Here is a 13,063-nt window from a genome sequence, read left to right on the forward strand (position 1 = left end):
TAGCTGCGAGCCGGATACCCCGGGAAGCATTCGTCGAGAACCGCGTGGATCTCTCTGCGCATCGTGGGAGTGATCGCATACTCGGCGTGCATTTCGATGTCCATCTGATCCCCAAGACTCGATGCAGCGGCATTGTCGGGCTTCGCCAGGCGGACGCCCGGCTGTGCCTGGTGGCGGAGGTGTCCGCACTTGGCTGCTGTAGCACACGCTCCTCATCCGGTGGCGGTTCCGTCCCGGTTCGGTCGAGTCACAGTAACGAGAGCGGTGCGTCGCTCTGATCGTGAGCTGTCGGTGGCGGCGCGACGGTGCACAAGGTGCGGGCACGCGTCCACCGAACGGCGGATCCCTGAACCCGTAGCCGGGCGTGTACTGGCCATATGACTGAGCAGCCGATCGTCACGCTGGCCGCCGAACTGGTGGAACTCTCCGGCCTACCGCAGGATGCGGCGCTCGCGTTCGTTCAGCGTGCCTACTACATGGGTGGCGAGCAGGCCCGGGCCAGGCTCGGTGACGAGCGCGGGCGACTGCTCGGCGAGAACGACGCGTTGCGCAGGGAACTGAGGCTCGACGGCCCGCAGACGTCTCCTGCGGGAACGATGCCCGCGATCGACCTTTTCTTCCTCGGCCAGGGCGCACAAAGGCGTGCGCTGGCGTTCATCAACCCGCCGGCCATCTATCGGGGCGTGTCTAGGGTGGCCGACGTGCGCAACCTGGCGATAAAGCACGGGGTGCCGTTCGAGCTGGTCAACTTCGGGGAGGTGGATGGTCGCCTGCCCGAGTAGCCTGTGTGCCCCTGAACGAGGCCCCGCCACCGATAGCTCACGTCAACTGATAAGCGGACAGTCGCCGAGGCGCGGATGCTGCGTGACCAGTCTGTGACGAGTCGTGGTCAATCGGTGATCGGTGACCGGCCATGCCGATCAGGCGTGGTCAGAGGCCGATGTTCAGGTCGTTTCCGCTGGTGAGGGCTCTGCTCTTGGCTCGGCTCACTCCAAAGTAAGGCTGATCGAGTTGATGCAGTAGCGCAGGTCGGTCGGTGTCGGGTAGCCCTCTCCGGCGAAGACGTGGCCGAGGTGCGAACCGCAGCGGGCGCAGCGCACCTCGGTGCGCACCATGCCGAACGAGCTGTCTTCGATCAGTTCGACCGCGTCGGAGTCGGCCGGGTCGAAGAACGACGGCCAGCCGCAGTGCGAGTGGAACTTGGTCGCGGAGCGGAACAGTTCGTTGCCGCAGGCGCGGCACTTGTAGACACCCACCGTCTCGGTGTCGGTGTACTCGCCGGTGAAGGCCGCCTCGGTGCCGCCCTGGCGCAGCACTCGGTACTCCTGCGCGGAGAGCTTCGCACGCCACTCGGCGTCGGACTTGGTCACCTCGTACGTCATGCTTCGAGCGTAGGCCGGGCGAGGCGTCTACGCTGCCTCGAACCTTGCCGGGACGGTGCCGTTAAGGACTCGGTAATACGCGGTAACTAAGAGTTCGATAAGAGGCCGCAACCAGCCCATGGGGCGGAGCGTCGCAATGTTTGCAGGTGCCAGTGGGTGGTTCCGGTGGCCCGGCCGCGGGCGTGGATGCTTGAGGTGGGGCGTCCCGCGGCCGGGTGGGCCACTGTGCAGTGGGGGGCAGCTGCGCAGTTCGGCCGCTCGGCTCGTTTCTCGCTTCTGGCCGTGTTATCGGTCTGCGCTGGGCTGGGCCACCAGGTGACGGGTGAACAGGAAGCCGTCCTCGGTCAGCACGGTGTGCAGCGTCAGGGGGAGCGGCGGGTCGAGCAGCGGGCCGTCGACGACGCGCTTCGCGTGGCCGGATAGCAGTTGCGGCGAGAGGGTCAGGCAGATCTCGTCGAGGCGGCCCGCCTGTGCCACGGCCGAGAGCAGGTTCGGTCCGCCTTCGCACAGGATGTGGCCGCGGCCGGTCTCGGCGAGCTGGTCCACCGCTGCGGCGAGGTCGGCGCGCCCGGTTCCGGCTATCACGACTTCGCCCGCGTCGCGTGCGGCCGCAAGCCGGTCCGGTGGCGCGTCGGCGACCGTGATGGTGATCGTCGGCACTGCGGGCGCCTGGTAGAGCGGTGCGTCGAAGGCGAGATCCAGACTCGCGCTGACCACGGCGATCGCGGCGGCCGGGGCCTGACCTGCGGCCGCGCGGGCCGCCGCATATTGGTCGCGGGGAACTGCGGGCTGGTGATACCCCTCGGTGCGCACCGTGGCGGCGCCGACCAGGATCACGTCGGCCAGGCCGCGTAACGCGCGGAAGACCTTCTTGTCCGCTTCGCCGGACAGGCCGCCTGACTTTCCATCGGCCTGCGCCGCGCCGTCCACGGAGGCGACCATGTTCGCCCGCACCCACCGGCGCGCATGGCCCGGATAGGCGTACACCACGGCCAGATCGGGCTCGATGTCACGGTTCGGCCGGGGGATCAATTGGCGCACGTCGTCAGCGTGGCACAACCGGACCACCGTCGCAGCCCGGGCCTGGCGCGGCGGGTGAAGATTTAATTCCATGCCGATATTGGATGTACGGGAGATGAACAGGGGTTTGCGTTGGTGGTGCGGATCTCGTGTTGACATGGAAGAATCTCGCCAGACGAATGGATGTACAAACCGTCTGAGGAGCGATCACGTGGCGAAGCCCGGTGGGAAGGCCGGCGGCGAGCGCAAGGGGAAGCGCGCCGACCGAGAGAAGGACAAGGCGCGAGCCAAGCCGGGCGGGAAGCAGAAGCCTGGCCGTCCGGGCAAGAACGGGGAGCGCGCGGGCGGTGGCGGCGTGGTGCTGGCCGTGTTGGCCGGGACGAAGGCGGCTGGCTCGAAGACAGGCGGATCGAAGGGGCGCGGGTCGAAGGCGGCGAAGCCGAAGCGGCTCAAGGGTGCGCAGCGGCTGGTCGAACAGGTCGCGCAGGAGATAGTCGCTGCGGAGTACGACCGCGCGGTCAACGGTTCTGCGGCTCACGAGGCGCCGGTGCAGGAGTTGGCGCAGGAGTCGGTGGAACTGGAAGTCGCGGAGCTGGTTGCTGCGGGGTTGGAAGCGGCGCAGGCGGAAATCGCCGTGCAGGAACGTCAGGAAAGTCCGGAAGGACAAGCGGGCACGGCGCGGGAATCGGGTGGCGCCGCGGTCGACGGCGAGGTCGGCGGCGGCGACGAGGACGACGAGGGTACGGCCGGCGGCTTCAGTGAGTTGTTGCGTCTGGCTGGTGGTCCGGTGGACCTTGCCGCGGTCAATACGGCGTTGACGCCGGGTGTCTTCTCGCGCGAGAAGGCCGAGGCCCAGTTGCCCAAGCTTGCGGCTCGTCTCGACGAGTTGCAGGAACGCCTGTTCGCCGCCGCGCGGGGCGGGGACAGCAGGCGCCGGGTGCTGTTGGTGCTCCAGGGCATGGACACCTCCGGCAAGGGCGGCACGGTGCGGCACGTGGTCGGCCAGCTCGATCCGAACGGGATCCGGGTGACCGCGTTCAAGGCCCCTACCGAGGAGGAGCGCGCGCACGACTTCCTCTGGCGGATCCGCAACGCGCTGCCCGCCGCCGGTGAGATCGGCATCTTCGACCGCTCGCACTACGAGGACGTGCTGATCGCGCGGGTGCGCAAGCTCGCCCTGCCGATGGTCATCGGCAAGCGCTACCAGCTGATCAACCGGTTCGAGCAGAGTCTGGTCGCCGACGGCGCGGTGCTGGTCAAGTGTTTCCTGCACATCTCGCCGCAGGAGCAGAGCAAGCGGCTGCTCGCCCGCCTCGACGATCCGCGAAAGCTCTGGAAGTACAACCCCGGCGACGTCGACGAGCGCGCGCTGTGGCCGGAGTATCAGGAGGCTTACCGGATCGCCCTGGAGAAGTGCTCGGCCGAGGACGCACCCTGGTACGTGATCCCGGCGGACCACAAATGGTACCGCAACTACGCGATCACCCGGCTGCTGGTCGAGGCGCTCGAACGGATCGACCCGGTCTACCCGCAGGGCGGATTCGACGTCGAGGTCGAGCGCAAGCGGCTGCTGGCTGTCTGAGTCCGGCGGTTCGGCCGTCAGGTGCCGACACCGGCGCTGGACAGGGCTGGCTGATGAGCCGTCGCCTGCGCGTACCGTGCGAGGACTAGGCGGACGAGCTCGGCCGGCGGTTCGTCGTCGGGAGTGGTCAGCGGCGCGGCGATCGGGACGTTCGCGGCCAGGGCGTCCGCGCGGGCCCGGTCGTAGAGCAGACCGGGGGCGAGGAAGTAGGACGCGACCGCGATGCGGGCCGCGTCCTGGTCCTGTTCGGTCAGGTTCTTGATCATTTCGTGGGTCGGCGCGGAGGTGGCCGACGCGACGATCATGTGGACGTGCGGGTCGGTGGTGCTCACGCCCTGTTCGCGCAGCCGCCGCTCGACGGCGTCCGACAGGAGCGGATCCGGCCCGAGCGGCGGGGCGATGCTGAGCGAAGGCGCGTGCGGCAGCGCGAGCCGGGCCTGCTCGGTCACCATGGGGATGTCGTGGCCGACGTGATAGCCGTGGTTGAGGAACAGCGGCACGACGGCGACGTCCTCGGCCCCCGCGGCGGCCAGTCGCGCGAACGCGGTGGGCACGTCCGGGCCGCACAGGTCCAGGAAGCCCAGCTGCGCGCTCAGGCTCGGGCGTGCGCGCCGCACCGCGTCCAGCAGGCGGTGCAGCGCGGCGGCATGCCTCGGGTCACGCGATCCGTGCGCGATCGCGAGCAGGGCGGGCTTCACCGCCACCGCCGGTCTGTTCGACAGCCGGCGGTACGCGGTGGGCAGCGTTCGGGGGCTCACGCGCGGCTCAGGCCCCTGGTGCGCAGCAGCCGGCGCTCAAGCGGCGCGAAGAACACCTGGTTCACCCCGATACCGATGATCAGGATGATGATGATCGAGCCCATCGCCAGCGGCAGGTCCAGGTTGTCCTGGGCGAACTTCATCACCTGGCCGATGCCCGGCCCGAGCTGGGGGGAGATGGCGATCAGCTCGGCGGCCATCAGCGAGCGCCAGGCGAACGCCCAACCCTGCTTCATCCCCGACACGTAGCTCGGCAGCGCCGCGGGCAGCAGCACGAAGCGCACCGAGTCCAGGCCCTTGGCCCCGAGGTTGCGGCCGACCCGCAGATAGATCGGCGGGACCCGGTCGAGCCCGTCGATCAGGCCGATGGCGATCGAGGGCACCGCGCCGAGCAGCACGACGGTGTAGATCGTCGCCGAGGTCAGGCCGAACCAGATGATGCCGACCGGCACCCAGGCCACCGACGGGAGGTTTTGGAGCCCGGACAGCAGCGGGGCGAACGCGGCGCGCAGCGGCCGCACCCGGGCGATCGCCAGGCCGATGACCGTGCCGATCCCCACCGAGACGGCGAAGCCGATCACGGCCCGGTAGATCGAGTCCCAGATCGCGGTGCCGACGCGGCTCGGGCCCCACTGCGCGCGCAACTCGTCCCACACGTCGCCGGGGCCCGGCAGCATGATCGAGCCCGAACGCACGTGGCTCCACACCAGGACGTCCCAGACCAGCAGGATCGCGACGAGCGCAATGACCGGCGGCAGCAGCCTGGCCAGCGCGAGGCGCCACCACGGCCGCCGCCGCGCGGCGGACGCCGAGTCGAGCGCGTCGAGGCCTGCTTCAAGGCGGGCCAGGGACGACTGCCTGTTGTTGGTTCCGGTGTCGGCGTCCGGGCCGCCGGCGGCTGTCGCCGCGTTGTTCGGCGTGCCGTCAGGCGCCGTTGTGGGCGTGGTGGTGTCCGCTGGCACGGTGTGTTCTGACGCGGTGTTTTCCGGCGCGGCGTTCTCTGACATAGCGTTCTCTGACACAGCGCCGTCGGCGTTCGTGTCGCGGGTCGTGGTCTCGTTAGCCATGGCGGCTGATCTCCTTGTGCAGCTCTGCGGTGATCTCCACGGCCAGTTCGGCCACGTTCGTGTCCTCGATGCGGCGCGGCTGGGGGATGTCGACCCTCCACTCGTGCACGACCCGGCCCGGCCGCGACGAGAGCAGCACGACCCGCTGGCCGAGCCGCACCGCCTCGCGCACGTTGTGCGTGACGAACAGGACCGTCACGCCGGTCTCCTGCCACAGCGTGGTCAGCTCGCCGTGCAGCACGTCGCGGGTGATCGCGTCGAGCGCGGCGAACGGCTCGTCCATCAGCAGCACGTCGGCCTTCTGCGCCAGCGCGCGGGCCAGCGCGACCCGCTGGCGCATGCCGCCGGACAGCTCGTGCGCGCGCTTGCGCGCGGCGCCGTCCAGCCGCACCAGCCGCAGCAGCCGCGCCGCCTCGGCGCGCCGCTCGGACTTGCCGAGTCCGCGCAGCCGCAGCGCCAGTTCCACGTTCGCTTCCGCGGTCAGCCACGGGAACAGCGCCGACTCCTGGAACATCAGCGCGGCGTGGCCGCCGGTCAGCTCGATCGTGCCCGAGCTGACCGGGTCCAGGCCCGCGACGAGGTTCAGCAGCGTGGACTTCCCACAGCCGGACGCGCCGAGCAGACAGACGAACTGACCCGGTGCGACGGCCAGGTCTATGCCGTCCAGAACCGGTGAGCCGCTCTCCTTGCCGAACCACTTGGTGACGCCGGTAAGCCGCAGAGCCGCGTCGGGCAGCACGGTATGGGCTTCGGGCACTTGGTCGATCGTCGCGGTCATCTTGCCGTCTCCTCTCCTGGTCCGGCCGCTTGGTGGGCGGCCGGCGGGGCGGGAATGCCGTTGAGCCACTGCTTCGGTGCTGCCTTCTTCGACTCTCGCGTCTTGTTCCGAAGATCGCGCCTTACTGGTTGCCGAGTCCGGCCGCCGAGACGGCCGGTTGCCCCTCGGCGGTCAGCGCCTGGTTGAGCAGGGTCAGGTCGTAGATGCCGTTCAGCGAGGTCTTCTTGAGCAGGCCGTCGGCGACCGCGTGGTCGAGGCTGGTCTGCAAGGAGGTGGCCTCGGGGTCGTTGGTGACGTTCTCCTCGCTCCACGCGCGGGTGATCACTGCGTCCTTGAGCGCTTTTCCGGTGAGTGTCTTGATGGTGTTGTTGACCAGTGCTGCTGCCGCGACCGGGTTCGCGGTGACCCAGGTGTTGGTGTCGAGCTGGCCTTCGATCAGGGCCTTGACGGTCTGCGGGTGCGCGCGCAGATACGAGGTGGCCACCACCAGGTCCGTGGTGGAGAACTGGCCGTCCGCCCACAGCGTCTTCTCGTCCAGCAGCACATGGCCGTGGCCCTCGGCGACCAGCCGTGAGGCCCAGGGCTCGGGTACCCAGCCGCCGTCGATCTTGCCCGCCTCGAACAGGTTCAGCGTGGTGGAGTTGTCGGTGGGCGTGATCTTCACGTCGCCGCCGCCGAGCAGGTCGGTGGCGAAGCCCTGTTGCTTGAGCCAGTAGCGCAGCGCCACGTCCTGGGTGTTGCCGAGTTGCGGGTCGGCGAGCGTCTTGCCCTTGAGGTCGGCGACCGAGTTGATGCCCGGGGAGACGACCAGCTCGGCGCCCGCGTTCTCCGCCCCGGCCACGATGGTCAGACCGTTGCCCTGCGACTTGACGTAGGCGTTGAGCGCCCCGGACGGGCCGACGTACGCGGCGTCGATCTTGCCGCCGAGCAGCGCGGTCATCTCGTCCGGGCCGGAGTTGAAGATCTGGGTGCTCAGCGTGGTCGAGCCGAGCTTGCCGGCGAAGAAGTTCTTGGCCACCCCGACGATCGGCGTGGTGTGCGTGACGTTGGCCTGGTAGGCCAGCCGCAGTTCGGTGGCGGGCGCGCCGCCGCCGGCCGCCGGATTGTTGGCGGCCGGAGCGGCGTACAGCGAGGCTGCGTGGGCGCAGGCGGTGGTCAGGGCCAGGGTGGCCATGGCGGCGGTGCCAAGCAGGATGCGTTTGAGCGTGCGGGCGTCGGACCGTCGGTCGATCGTCGCCGTCATGTCGCGTTCCTCTCGTCGGCCCGCCGCCTGCCAGCGTTGGGCGTGTGTCCTACTGGTTGCCGAGTCCGGCCGCCGAGACGGTCGGCTGCCCTTCGGCGGTCAGCGCCTGGTTGAGCAGGGTCAGGTCGTAGATGCCGATGAGGGAGGTCTGCTTGAGCAGGCCGTCGGTCACCGCGTGGTCCAGGCTGACCTTCAGCGAGGTGGCCTCGGGGTCGTTGGTGACGTTCTCCTCGCTCCAGGCTCGGGTGATCACCGCGTCCTTGAGTGCTTTTCCGGTGAGGGTCTTGATGGTGTCGTTGACCAGTGCGGCTGCCGCGACCGGGTTCGCGGTGACCCAGGTGTTGGTGTCGAGCTGGCCTTCGATCAGCGCCTTGACGGTCTGCGGGTGCGCGCGGAGGTACGAGGTGGCCACCACCAGGTTCGTCGTGGCGAACTGGCCGCCGGGCCACAGGGTCTTCTCGTCCACGAGCACGTGGCCTTTGCCCTCGACGACCAGGCGCGAGGCCCAAGGCTCGGGTACCCAGCCGCCGTCGATCTTGCCCGCCTCGAACAGGGTCAGCGTGGTGGAGTTGTCGGTGGGGGTGATTTTCACGTCCCCGCCGCCTTGCAGGTCGGTGGCGAAGCCCTGCTGCTTGAGCCAGTAGCGCAGCGCCACGTCCTGGGTGTTGCCCAACTGCGGGGTGGCCAGTGTCTTGCCCCGCAGATCGCCGACCGAGTGGATGTCCGGGGAGACGACCAGTTCGGCGCCCGCGTTCTGCGCCCCGGCCACGATGGTCAGACCGCCGCCGTTGGACTTGACGTAGGCGTTGAGCGCGGAAGACGGGCCGACGTATGCCGCATCGATCTTGCCGCCGAGCAGCGCCGTCATCTCGTCCGGGCCGGCGTTGAAGATCTGCGTGTTCAGCGTGGTCGAACCGAGCCTGGCGGTGAAGAAGTTCTTCGCCACGCCGACGATCGGCGTGGTGTGGGTGACGTTGGCGAAGTAGCCGAGCCGCAGCGAGGCGGCGGGGGAGCCGGACGTGCCGGCGTTGCCGGCCGGGGCGGCGCTCGGGGTGGACTGGTGGGCGCAGGCGGTGGTTAAGGCGAGGGTGGCTGCGGCGGTGGCAAGCAAGAGGGCGCGCTTGAGCGGGCGTCCGGGCTGATGGATGCGGAACGGGGACACGTGGAATCCTCGTCGGTTTAGGAAGCGGCGTGCGAGCTGAAACGGGCTCAGGCAAAGAGCGACCGGCGGCGTGGCGTGCGTGCGTCAGCCGCCGGTCGGCTCCAGAGCTCTTTCAGAGCGCGGCTACGCAGAGGCGGGTGCTGGTACACCCGCTCAGCCGCCCTGTCTCCCTCGGCTCGATCGCACCGGAGATCCCGGCGAGGATGAAGTCCGGCATCGGCTACTGCGCCCCGGCCGGTACCGCGGCGGTCAGCGGCGTGCCGACCATCCCGGCGGTCAGCGTCGCGCCGTCGCTCTCGTCGATCAGCAGGAACGAGCCGGTGCGCCGGTTGGCCGTGTACTCGTCGAGCGGCAGCGGCGCCGCGACGCGCAGCGTCACCCGGCCGATCTCGTTGGCCGACAAGGACTCCGGGTCGGGCACCTCGAACAGCCCGCAGATCTCCAGGCGCGCGTCCAGTGAGCGGACGATCGCCTTCACCGTCTTCGTCGCGTGCCGCAGCAGCACTCTGTCCCCGGCCCGCAGCGGACGGTCGGCCACGTGGCAGACCGTCGCGGTCACGTCCTGGGTGGCCTGCGGCGCGGCGGCGACCGGCGCGATCACGTCCCCGCGCGAGACGTCCAGGTCGTCGGCCAGGCGCACGGTGACCGACTGCGGTGCGAAGGCCACCTCGACGTCCTGCTCGCCGAGCCGGTCGATCCCGGCGATCGTCGAGCGCTGACCCGAGGGCAGCACCACGACCTCGTCGCCGGGCCGCAGCACCCCGGACACCAGTTGCCCGGCGTAGCCGCGGTAGTCGCGGAAATCGCCGGGCAACTGCGGCCGCAGCACGTACTGCACGGGGAACCTGGCCGGGTGCGCCGCCGGGTCCTCCTCGACGTCGACGGCTTCGAGGTGCTCCAGCAGCGTCGGGCCGCCGTACCAGTCCATCGACGCGGACGGCTCGACCACGTTGTCCCCGGCCAGCGCGCTGATCGGGATCGAGGTGACCTCGGGCACGCCGAGCCGCGCCGCGTACTCGGTGAACTCGTCGGCGATCGTCGCGAAGACCTTCTCCTCGTAGCCGGCCAGGTCCATCTTGTTCACCGCGAGCACCACGTGCGGCACCCGCAGCAGCGCGGCGACCGCGGCGTGCCGGCGGGTCTGCTCCACCACGCCGTTGCGCGCGTCCACCAGCACGACGGCGAGCTGCGCGGTGGACGCGCCGGTGACCATGTTGCGGGTGTACTGCACGTGCCCCGGGGTGTCGGCCAGGATGAACCGGCGGCGCGGGGTCGCGAAGTACCGGTAGGCCACGTCGATGGTGATGCCCTGCTCGCGCTCGGCCCGCAGGCCGTCGGTGAGCAAGGCGAGGTCGGCGCCGTCCAGGCCGCGCTCGCGGGAGACCCGTTCGACCGCGTCGAGCTGGTCGGCGAACACCTGCTTGGTGTCGTGCAGCAGCCGGCCGACGAGGGTCGACTTGCCGTCGTCCACCGAGCCGGCCGTGGCCAGGCGCAGCAGCGAGATGCCTTGATCCGTGGCAGTCATTTTTTTAGAAGTACCCCTCGCGCTTGCGGTCCTCCATGGCGGCTTCCGACAGCTTGTCGTCGGCGCGGGTCGCCCCGCGCTCGGTCATCGTGGAGGCGGCGATCTCCCGGATGACCTGAGCGATCGTCACCGCGTCCGAATCCACTGCTCCGGTGCACGACATGTCGCCGACGGTGCGATAGCGCACCAGGCGCATCTCGACCGGCTCGCCGTCCTTCGGGCCGCCCCACTCGCCGGCGGTCAGCCACATCCCGTCGCGCATGAACACCTCGCGCTCGTGCGCGTAGTACACCTCGGGCAGCTCGATGCCCTCGCGCTCGATGTACTGCCACACGTCGAGCTCGGTCCAGTTGGACAGCGGGAAGACCCGCACGTGCTCGCCGACCCGGTGCTTGCCGTTGTACAGCTGCCACAGCTCGGGGCGCTGGCGGCGCGGATCCCAGCCGCCGAACTCGTCGCGCAGCGAGAAGACCCGCTCCTTGGCGCGCGCCTTCTCCTCGTCGCGCCGCCCGCCGCCGAAGACGGCGTCGAACTTGTTGTCGCGGATCCCGTCGAGCAGCGGCACGGTTTGCAGCGGGTTGCGGGTGCCGTCCGGGCGCTCGCGCAGCCGTCCGTCGTCGATGTAGTCCTGCACCTTCGCCACGGTCAGCCGCAGGCCGTGCTTCTCGACGACGCGGTCGCGGTAGGTGAGCACCTCCGCGAAGTTGTGCCCGGTGTCCACGTGCAGCAGCCCGAAGGGCACCGGCGCGGGCCAGAACGCCTTGAGCGCCAGGTGCAGCATCACGATGGAGTCCTTGCCGCCGGAGAACAGCAGCACCGGCCGCTCGAACTCGGCCGCGGTCTCCCGGAAGATGTGCACCGACTCGGATTCGAGCGCGTCGAGGTGCGACTGCCGCAGCGGCAGCGGCGAGGGCGACTGCGTATCGATCAGGGCGGTCACGCGAGCCTCCTGCGTCGACTCCGGTTCGGTCTGTGCGGGAACAGCGGCGACGCGCGCCTGACGCGGGTCCGTGTCGTGGCCGTCCGCCGCGTCCGCGTCGATCGGAAGGGCGCTCATGTGTGCAGCCCGCATTCGGTCTTCGAGAAACCGGCCCAGCGGCCGGCGCGCGCGTCCTCGCCGGGAGCGACGCGGCGGGTGCACGGCTCGCAGCCGATGGACGCGAAGCCGTCCATGAACAGCGGGTTGATCAGGACACTGTTCTCGGCGACGTACGTGTCCACCTCGTCCTGGGTCCAGGCCGCGATCGGCGAGATCTTGACCTTGTCCCGCTTGGCGTCGTAGTCGATCACCCGGATGTTCGCCCGCGTCGGCGACTCCTCGCGGCGCATCCCGTTGACCCACGCGGTGTACGGCTTCAGGCCACGCTCCAGCGGCTCGACCTTGCGCATGGCGCAGCACAGGTCGGGGTCGCGGTCGTGCAGCTTCGGACCGTACTCGGCGTCCTGCTCGGCGACCGTCCGGCGCGGCAGGATCGAGATCAGGTTCACCTGGTACGCGTGCGCGACGGCGTCGCGGGTGCCGATCGTCTCGGCGAAGTGGTAGCCGGTGTCGAGGAACAGCACGTCGATCTCGGGCGCGACCGCCTGGGCGAGATGCACCAGGTGCGTATCGGCCATCGACGAGGCGACGACCAGGCTGGAACCGAAGGTCTCGCGCGCCCAGCCGATGATCTGTGCGGCACTCGCCTCGGCGAGTCGCTCGTTCGCCTCGTCGGCCAGCGCGCGCAGATCCGCCCCGGTGTCGACCTGTGCGGGGGTCATACGCCCACCCCCAGCTTCAGCCCGACGAAGGAGACCTCGAACACGCGCGCGCAGGAACGGCAGTTCCAGGCGCGGCGGGACGAGGCTTCGGGACGCAGGTCCTCGCCGCCGCAGTAGGGGCAGTACTGGGGAGCGGCGCGCTGCTCGCCGCCAGGGTCGTGGCCGTCGGTGACGCGTACGGGTTCGTTGGAGCTCACGGGTCCGGACCTCCGGGTCGTTTCGGGTGCGCGACGCGGGGGCCCGGAAGCGGAGCCAGTGGAGTCTTCCGGATCGACGCGCTTCACACCCGCGGTGCTCTCCGGGGGATCTCCCCCGGAGACTGCTGGATCTCGATCGGCGGTGAGCGGGTGGACTAACGCGTCGGCATACAGACGGCGCTGGACACGCGCTTGTAGTCGACGTGACGTCGTACTACGAGGGCGATTCCGGCGCGAGACATGCGTCGAGCGTCCCATTCCCCGTCCATCTCCGTCCACCTCGTACCATCATATGGACACTCTCGTGAGACGGCTCGCGTGGCGAACGAAACTGGACGCTTCCGAGACGAATACCGCCACGTAGTGAGACGGCATCGCTGGACCAGCCCGTTCGCGACCCGGTGCCGTTCCACGCGGCGCTGCGCGGAACGTGCGTCGCCCCCGAGAAGTGTGCGTTCTGCGGGCATCAGGACAGCTGCTGCTCGGTGGCCCGCACGGTCCAAACCGCGAAGGACTCGCCCGCGGCCCGGTAGGCGCGCAGCACCCGCTCGACGTAGCCCGGCAGCTCCTTCGCGGTCACCTTCAGCC

Annotated in this window: 13 protein-coding genes; 2 read left to right on the top strand and 11 right to left on the bottom strand. The window is 69.7% G+C overall.

Annotated elements, in window-relative coordinates; translation table 11 throughout:
- Window positions 1–377 precede the first annotated feature (377 nt).
- Window positions 378–782, top strand: coding sequence for a hypothetical protein (locus VGS97_RS12325; protein ID WP_326853528.1), 405 nt, complete (start codon window positions 378–380; stop codon window positions 780–782).
- 204 nt (window positions 783–986) lie between these two features.
- Here VGS97_RS12325 and msrB read toward each other — a convergent pair whose 3' ends face one another.
- Together msrB and VGS97_RS12335 are read right to left on the bottom strand one after the other, a co-directional pair.
- Complete coding sequence (gene msrB, locus VGS97_RS12330; RefSeq protein WP_326853529.1) at window positions 987–1,382, bottom strand: peptide-methionine (R)-S-oxide reductase MsrB; 396 nt, start codon at window positions 1,380–1,382, stop codon at window positions 987–989.
- Window positions 1,383–1,667: 285 nt separating this feature from the next.
- Window positions 1,668–2,423, bottom strand: a complete 756-nt coding sequence (locus VGS97_RS12335; RefSeq protein WP_414641697.1) for a dihydrofolate reductase family protein — start codon at window positions 2,421–2,423, stop codon at window positions 1,668–1,670.
- Window positions 2,424–3,165: 742 nt separating this feature from the next.
- On the opposite strand from VGS97_RS12335, the gene VGS97_RS29555 reads away from it, so the two are divergent.
- A complete protein-coding gene (locus VGS97_RS29555; RefSeq protein ID WP_349262099.1) occupies window positions 3,166–3,984 on the top strand; it encodes a PPK2 family polyphosphate kinase in 819 nt (272 codons plus the stop codon).
- Between the two features lie 17 nt (window positions 3,985–4,001).
- On the opposite strand, the gene VGS97_RS12345 is transcribed toward VGS97_RS29555, so the two are convergent.
- The 9 genes from VGS97_RS12345 to VGS97_RS12385 form a co-directional block, all read right to left on the bottom strand.
- Window positions 4,002–4,742 (bottom strand): sirohydrochlorin chelatase, encoded by a 741-nt coding sequence (locus tag VGS97_RS12345; protein WP_326853532.1) that lies wholly within the window; start codon window positions 4,740–4,742, stop codon window positions 4,002–4,004.
- A complete protein-coding gene (locus VGS97_RS12350) occupies window positions 4,739–5,809 on the bottom strand; it encodes an ABC transporter permease (RefSeq protein ID WP_326853533.1) in 1,071 nt (356 codons plus the stop codon). Before VGS97_RS12350 ends, VGS97_RS12345 begins: the two co-directional genes overlap by 4 nt.
- A complete protein-coding gene (locus VGS97_RS12355; RefSeq protein WP_326853534.1) occupies window positions 5,802–6,587 on the bottom strand; it encodes an ABC transporter ATP-binding protein in 786 nt (261 codons plus the stop codon). The genes VGS97_RS12350 and VGS97_RS12355 overlap by 8 nt, the downstream gene beginning before the upstream one ends.
- A 121-nt stretch (window positions 6,588–6,708) precedes the next feature.
- Window positions 6,709–7,830, bottom strand: coding sequence for an ABC transporter substrate-binding protein (locus VGS97_RS12360; RefSeq protein WP_326853535.1), 1,122 nt, complete (start codon window positions 7,828–7,830; stop codon window positions 6,709–6,711).
- A 49-nt stretch (window positions 7,831–7,879) separates the two neighbouring features.
- On the bottom strand, window positions 7,880–8,992 hold the full coding sequence (locus VGS97_RS12365) for an ABC transporter substrate-binding protein (protein WP_326853536.1): 1,113 nt from the start codon (window positions 8,990–8,992) through the stop codon (window positions 7,880–7,882).
- Window positions 8,993–9,212: 220 nt separating this feature from the next.
- Window positions 9,213–10,517 carry a sulfate adenylyltransferase subunit 1 gene (locus VGS97_RS12370; RefSeq protein WP_326853537.1) on the bottom strand — a complete coding sequence of 435 codons (1,305 nt, stop codon included), beginning with the start codon at window positions 10,515–10,517 and terminating at the stop codon, window positions 9,213–9,215.
- Window positions 10,518–10,521: 4 nt separating this feature from the next.
- Window positions 10,522–11,574 (bottom strand): sulfate adenylyltransferase subunit CysD, encoded by a 1,053-nt coding sequence (gene cysD / locus VGS97_RS12375; RefSeq protein WP_326853538.1) that lies wholly within the window; start codon window positions 11,572–11,574, stop codon window positions 10,522–10,524.
- Window positions 11,571–12,278: a phosphoadenylyl-sulfate reductase gene (locus tag VGS97_RS12380; RefSeq protein WP_326853539.1), complete on the bottom strand. Its 708-nt coding sequence runs from the start codon at window positions 12,276–12,278 to the stop codon at window positions 11,571–11,573. Before VGS97_RS12380 ends, cysD begins: the two co-directional genes overlap by 4 nt.
- Window positions 12,275–12,475: a hypothetical protein gene (locus VGS97_RS12385; RefSeq protein ID WP_326853540.1), complete on the bottom strand. Its 201-nt coding sequence runs from the start codon at window positions 12,473–12,475 to the stop codon at window positions 12,275–12,277. The genes VGS97_RS12380 and VGS97_RS12385 overlap by 4 nt, the downstream gene beginning before the upstream one ends.
- Window positions 12,476–13,063 lie beyond the last annotated feature (588 nt).

Origin of the sequence: Actinocrinis sp. (assembly GCF_035946395.1) — a bacterium.
GTDB lineage: Bacteria > Actinomycetota > Actinomycetes > Streptomycetales > Catenulisporaceae > Actinocrinis.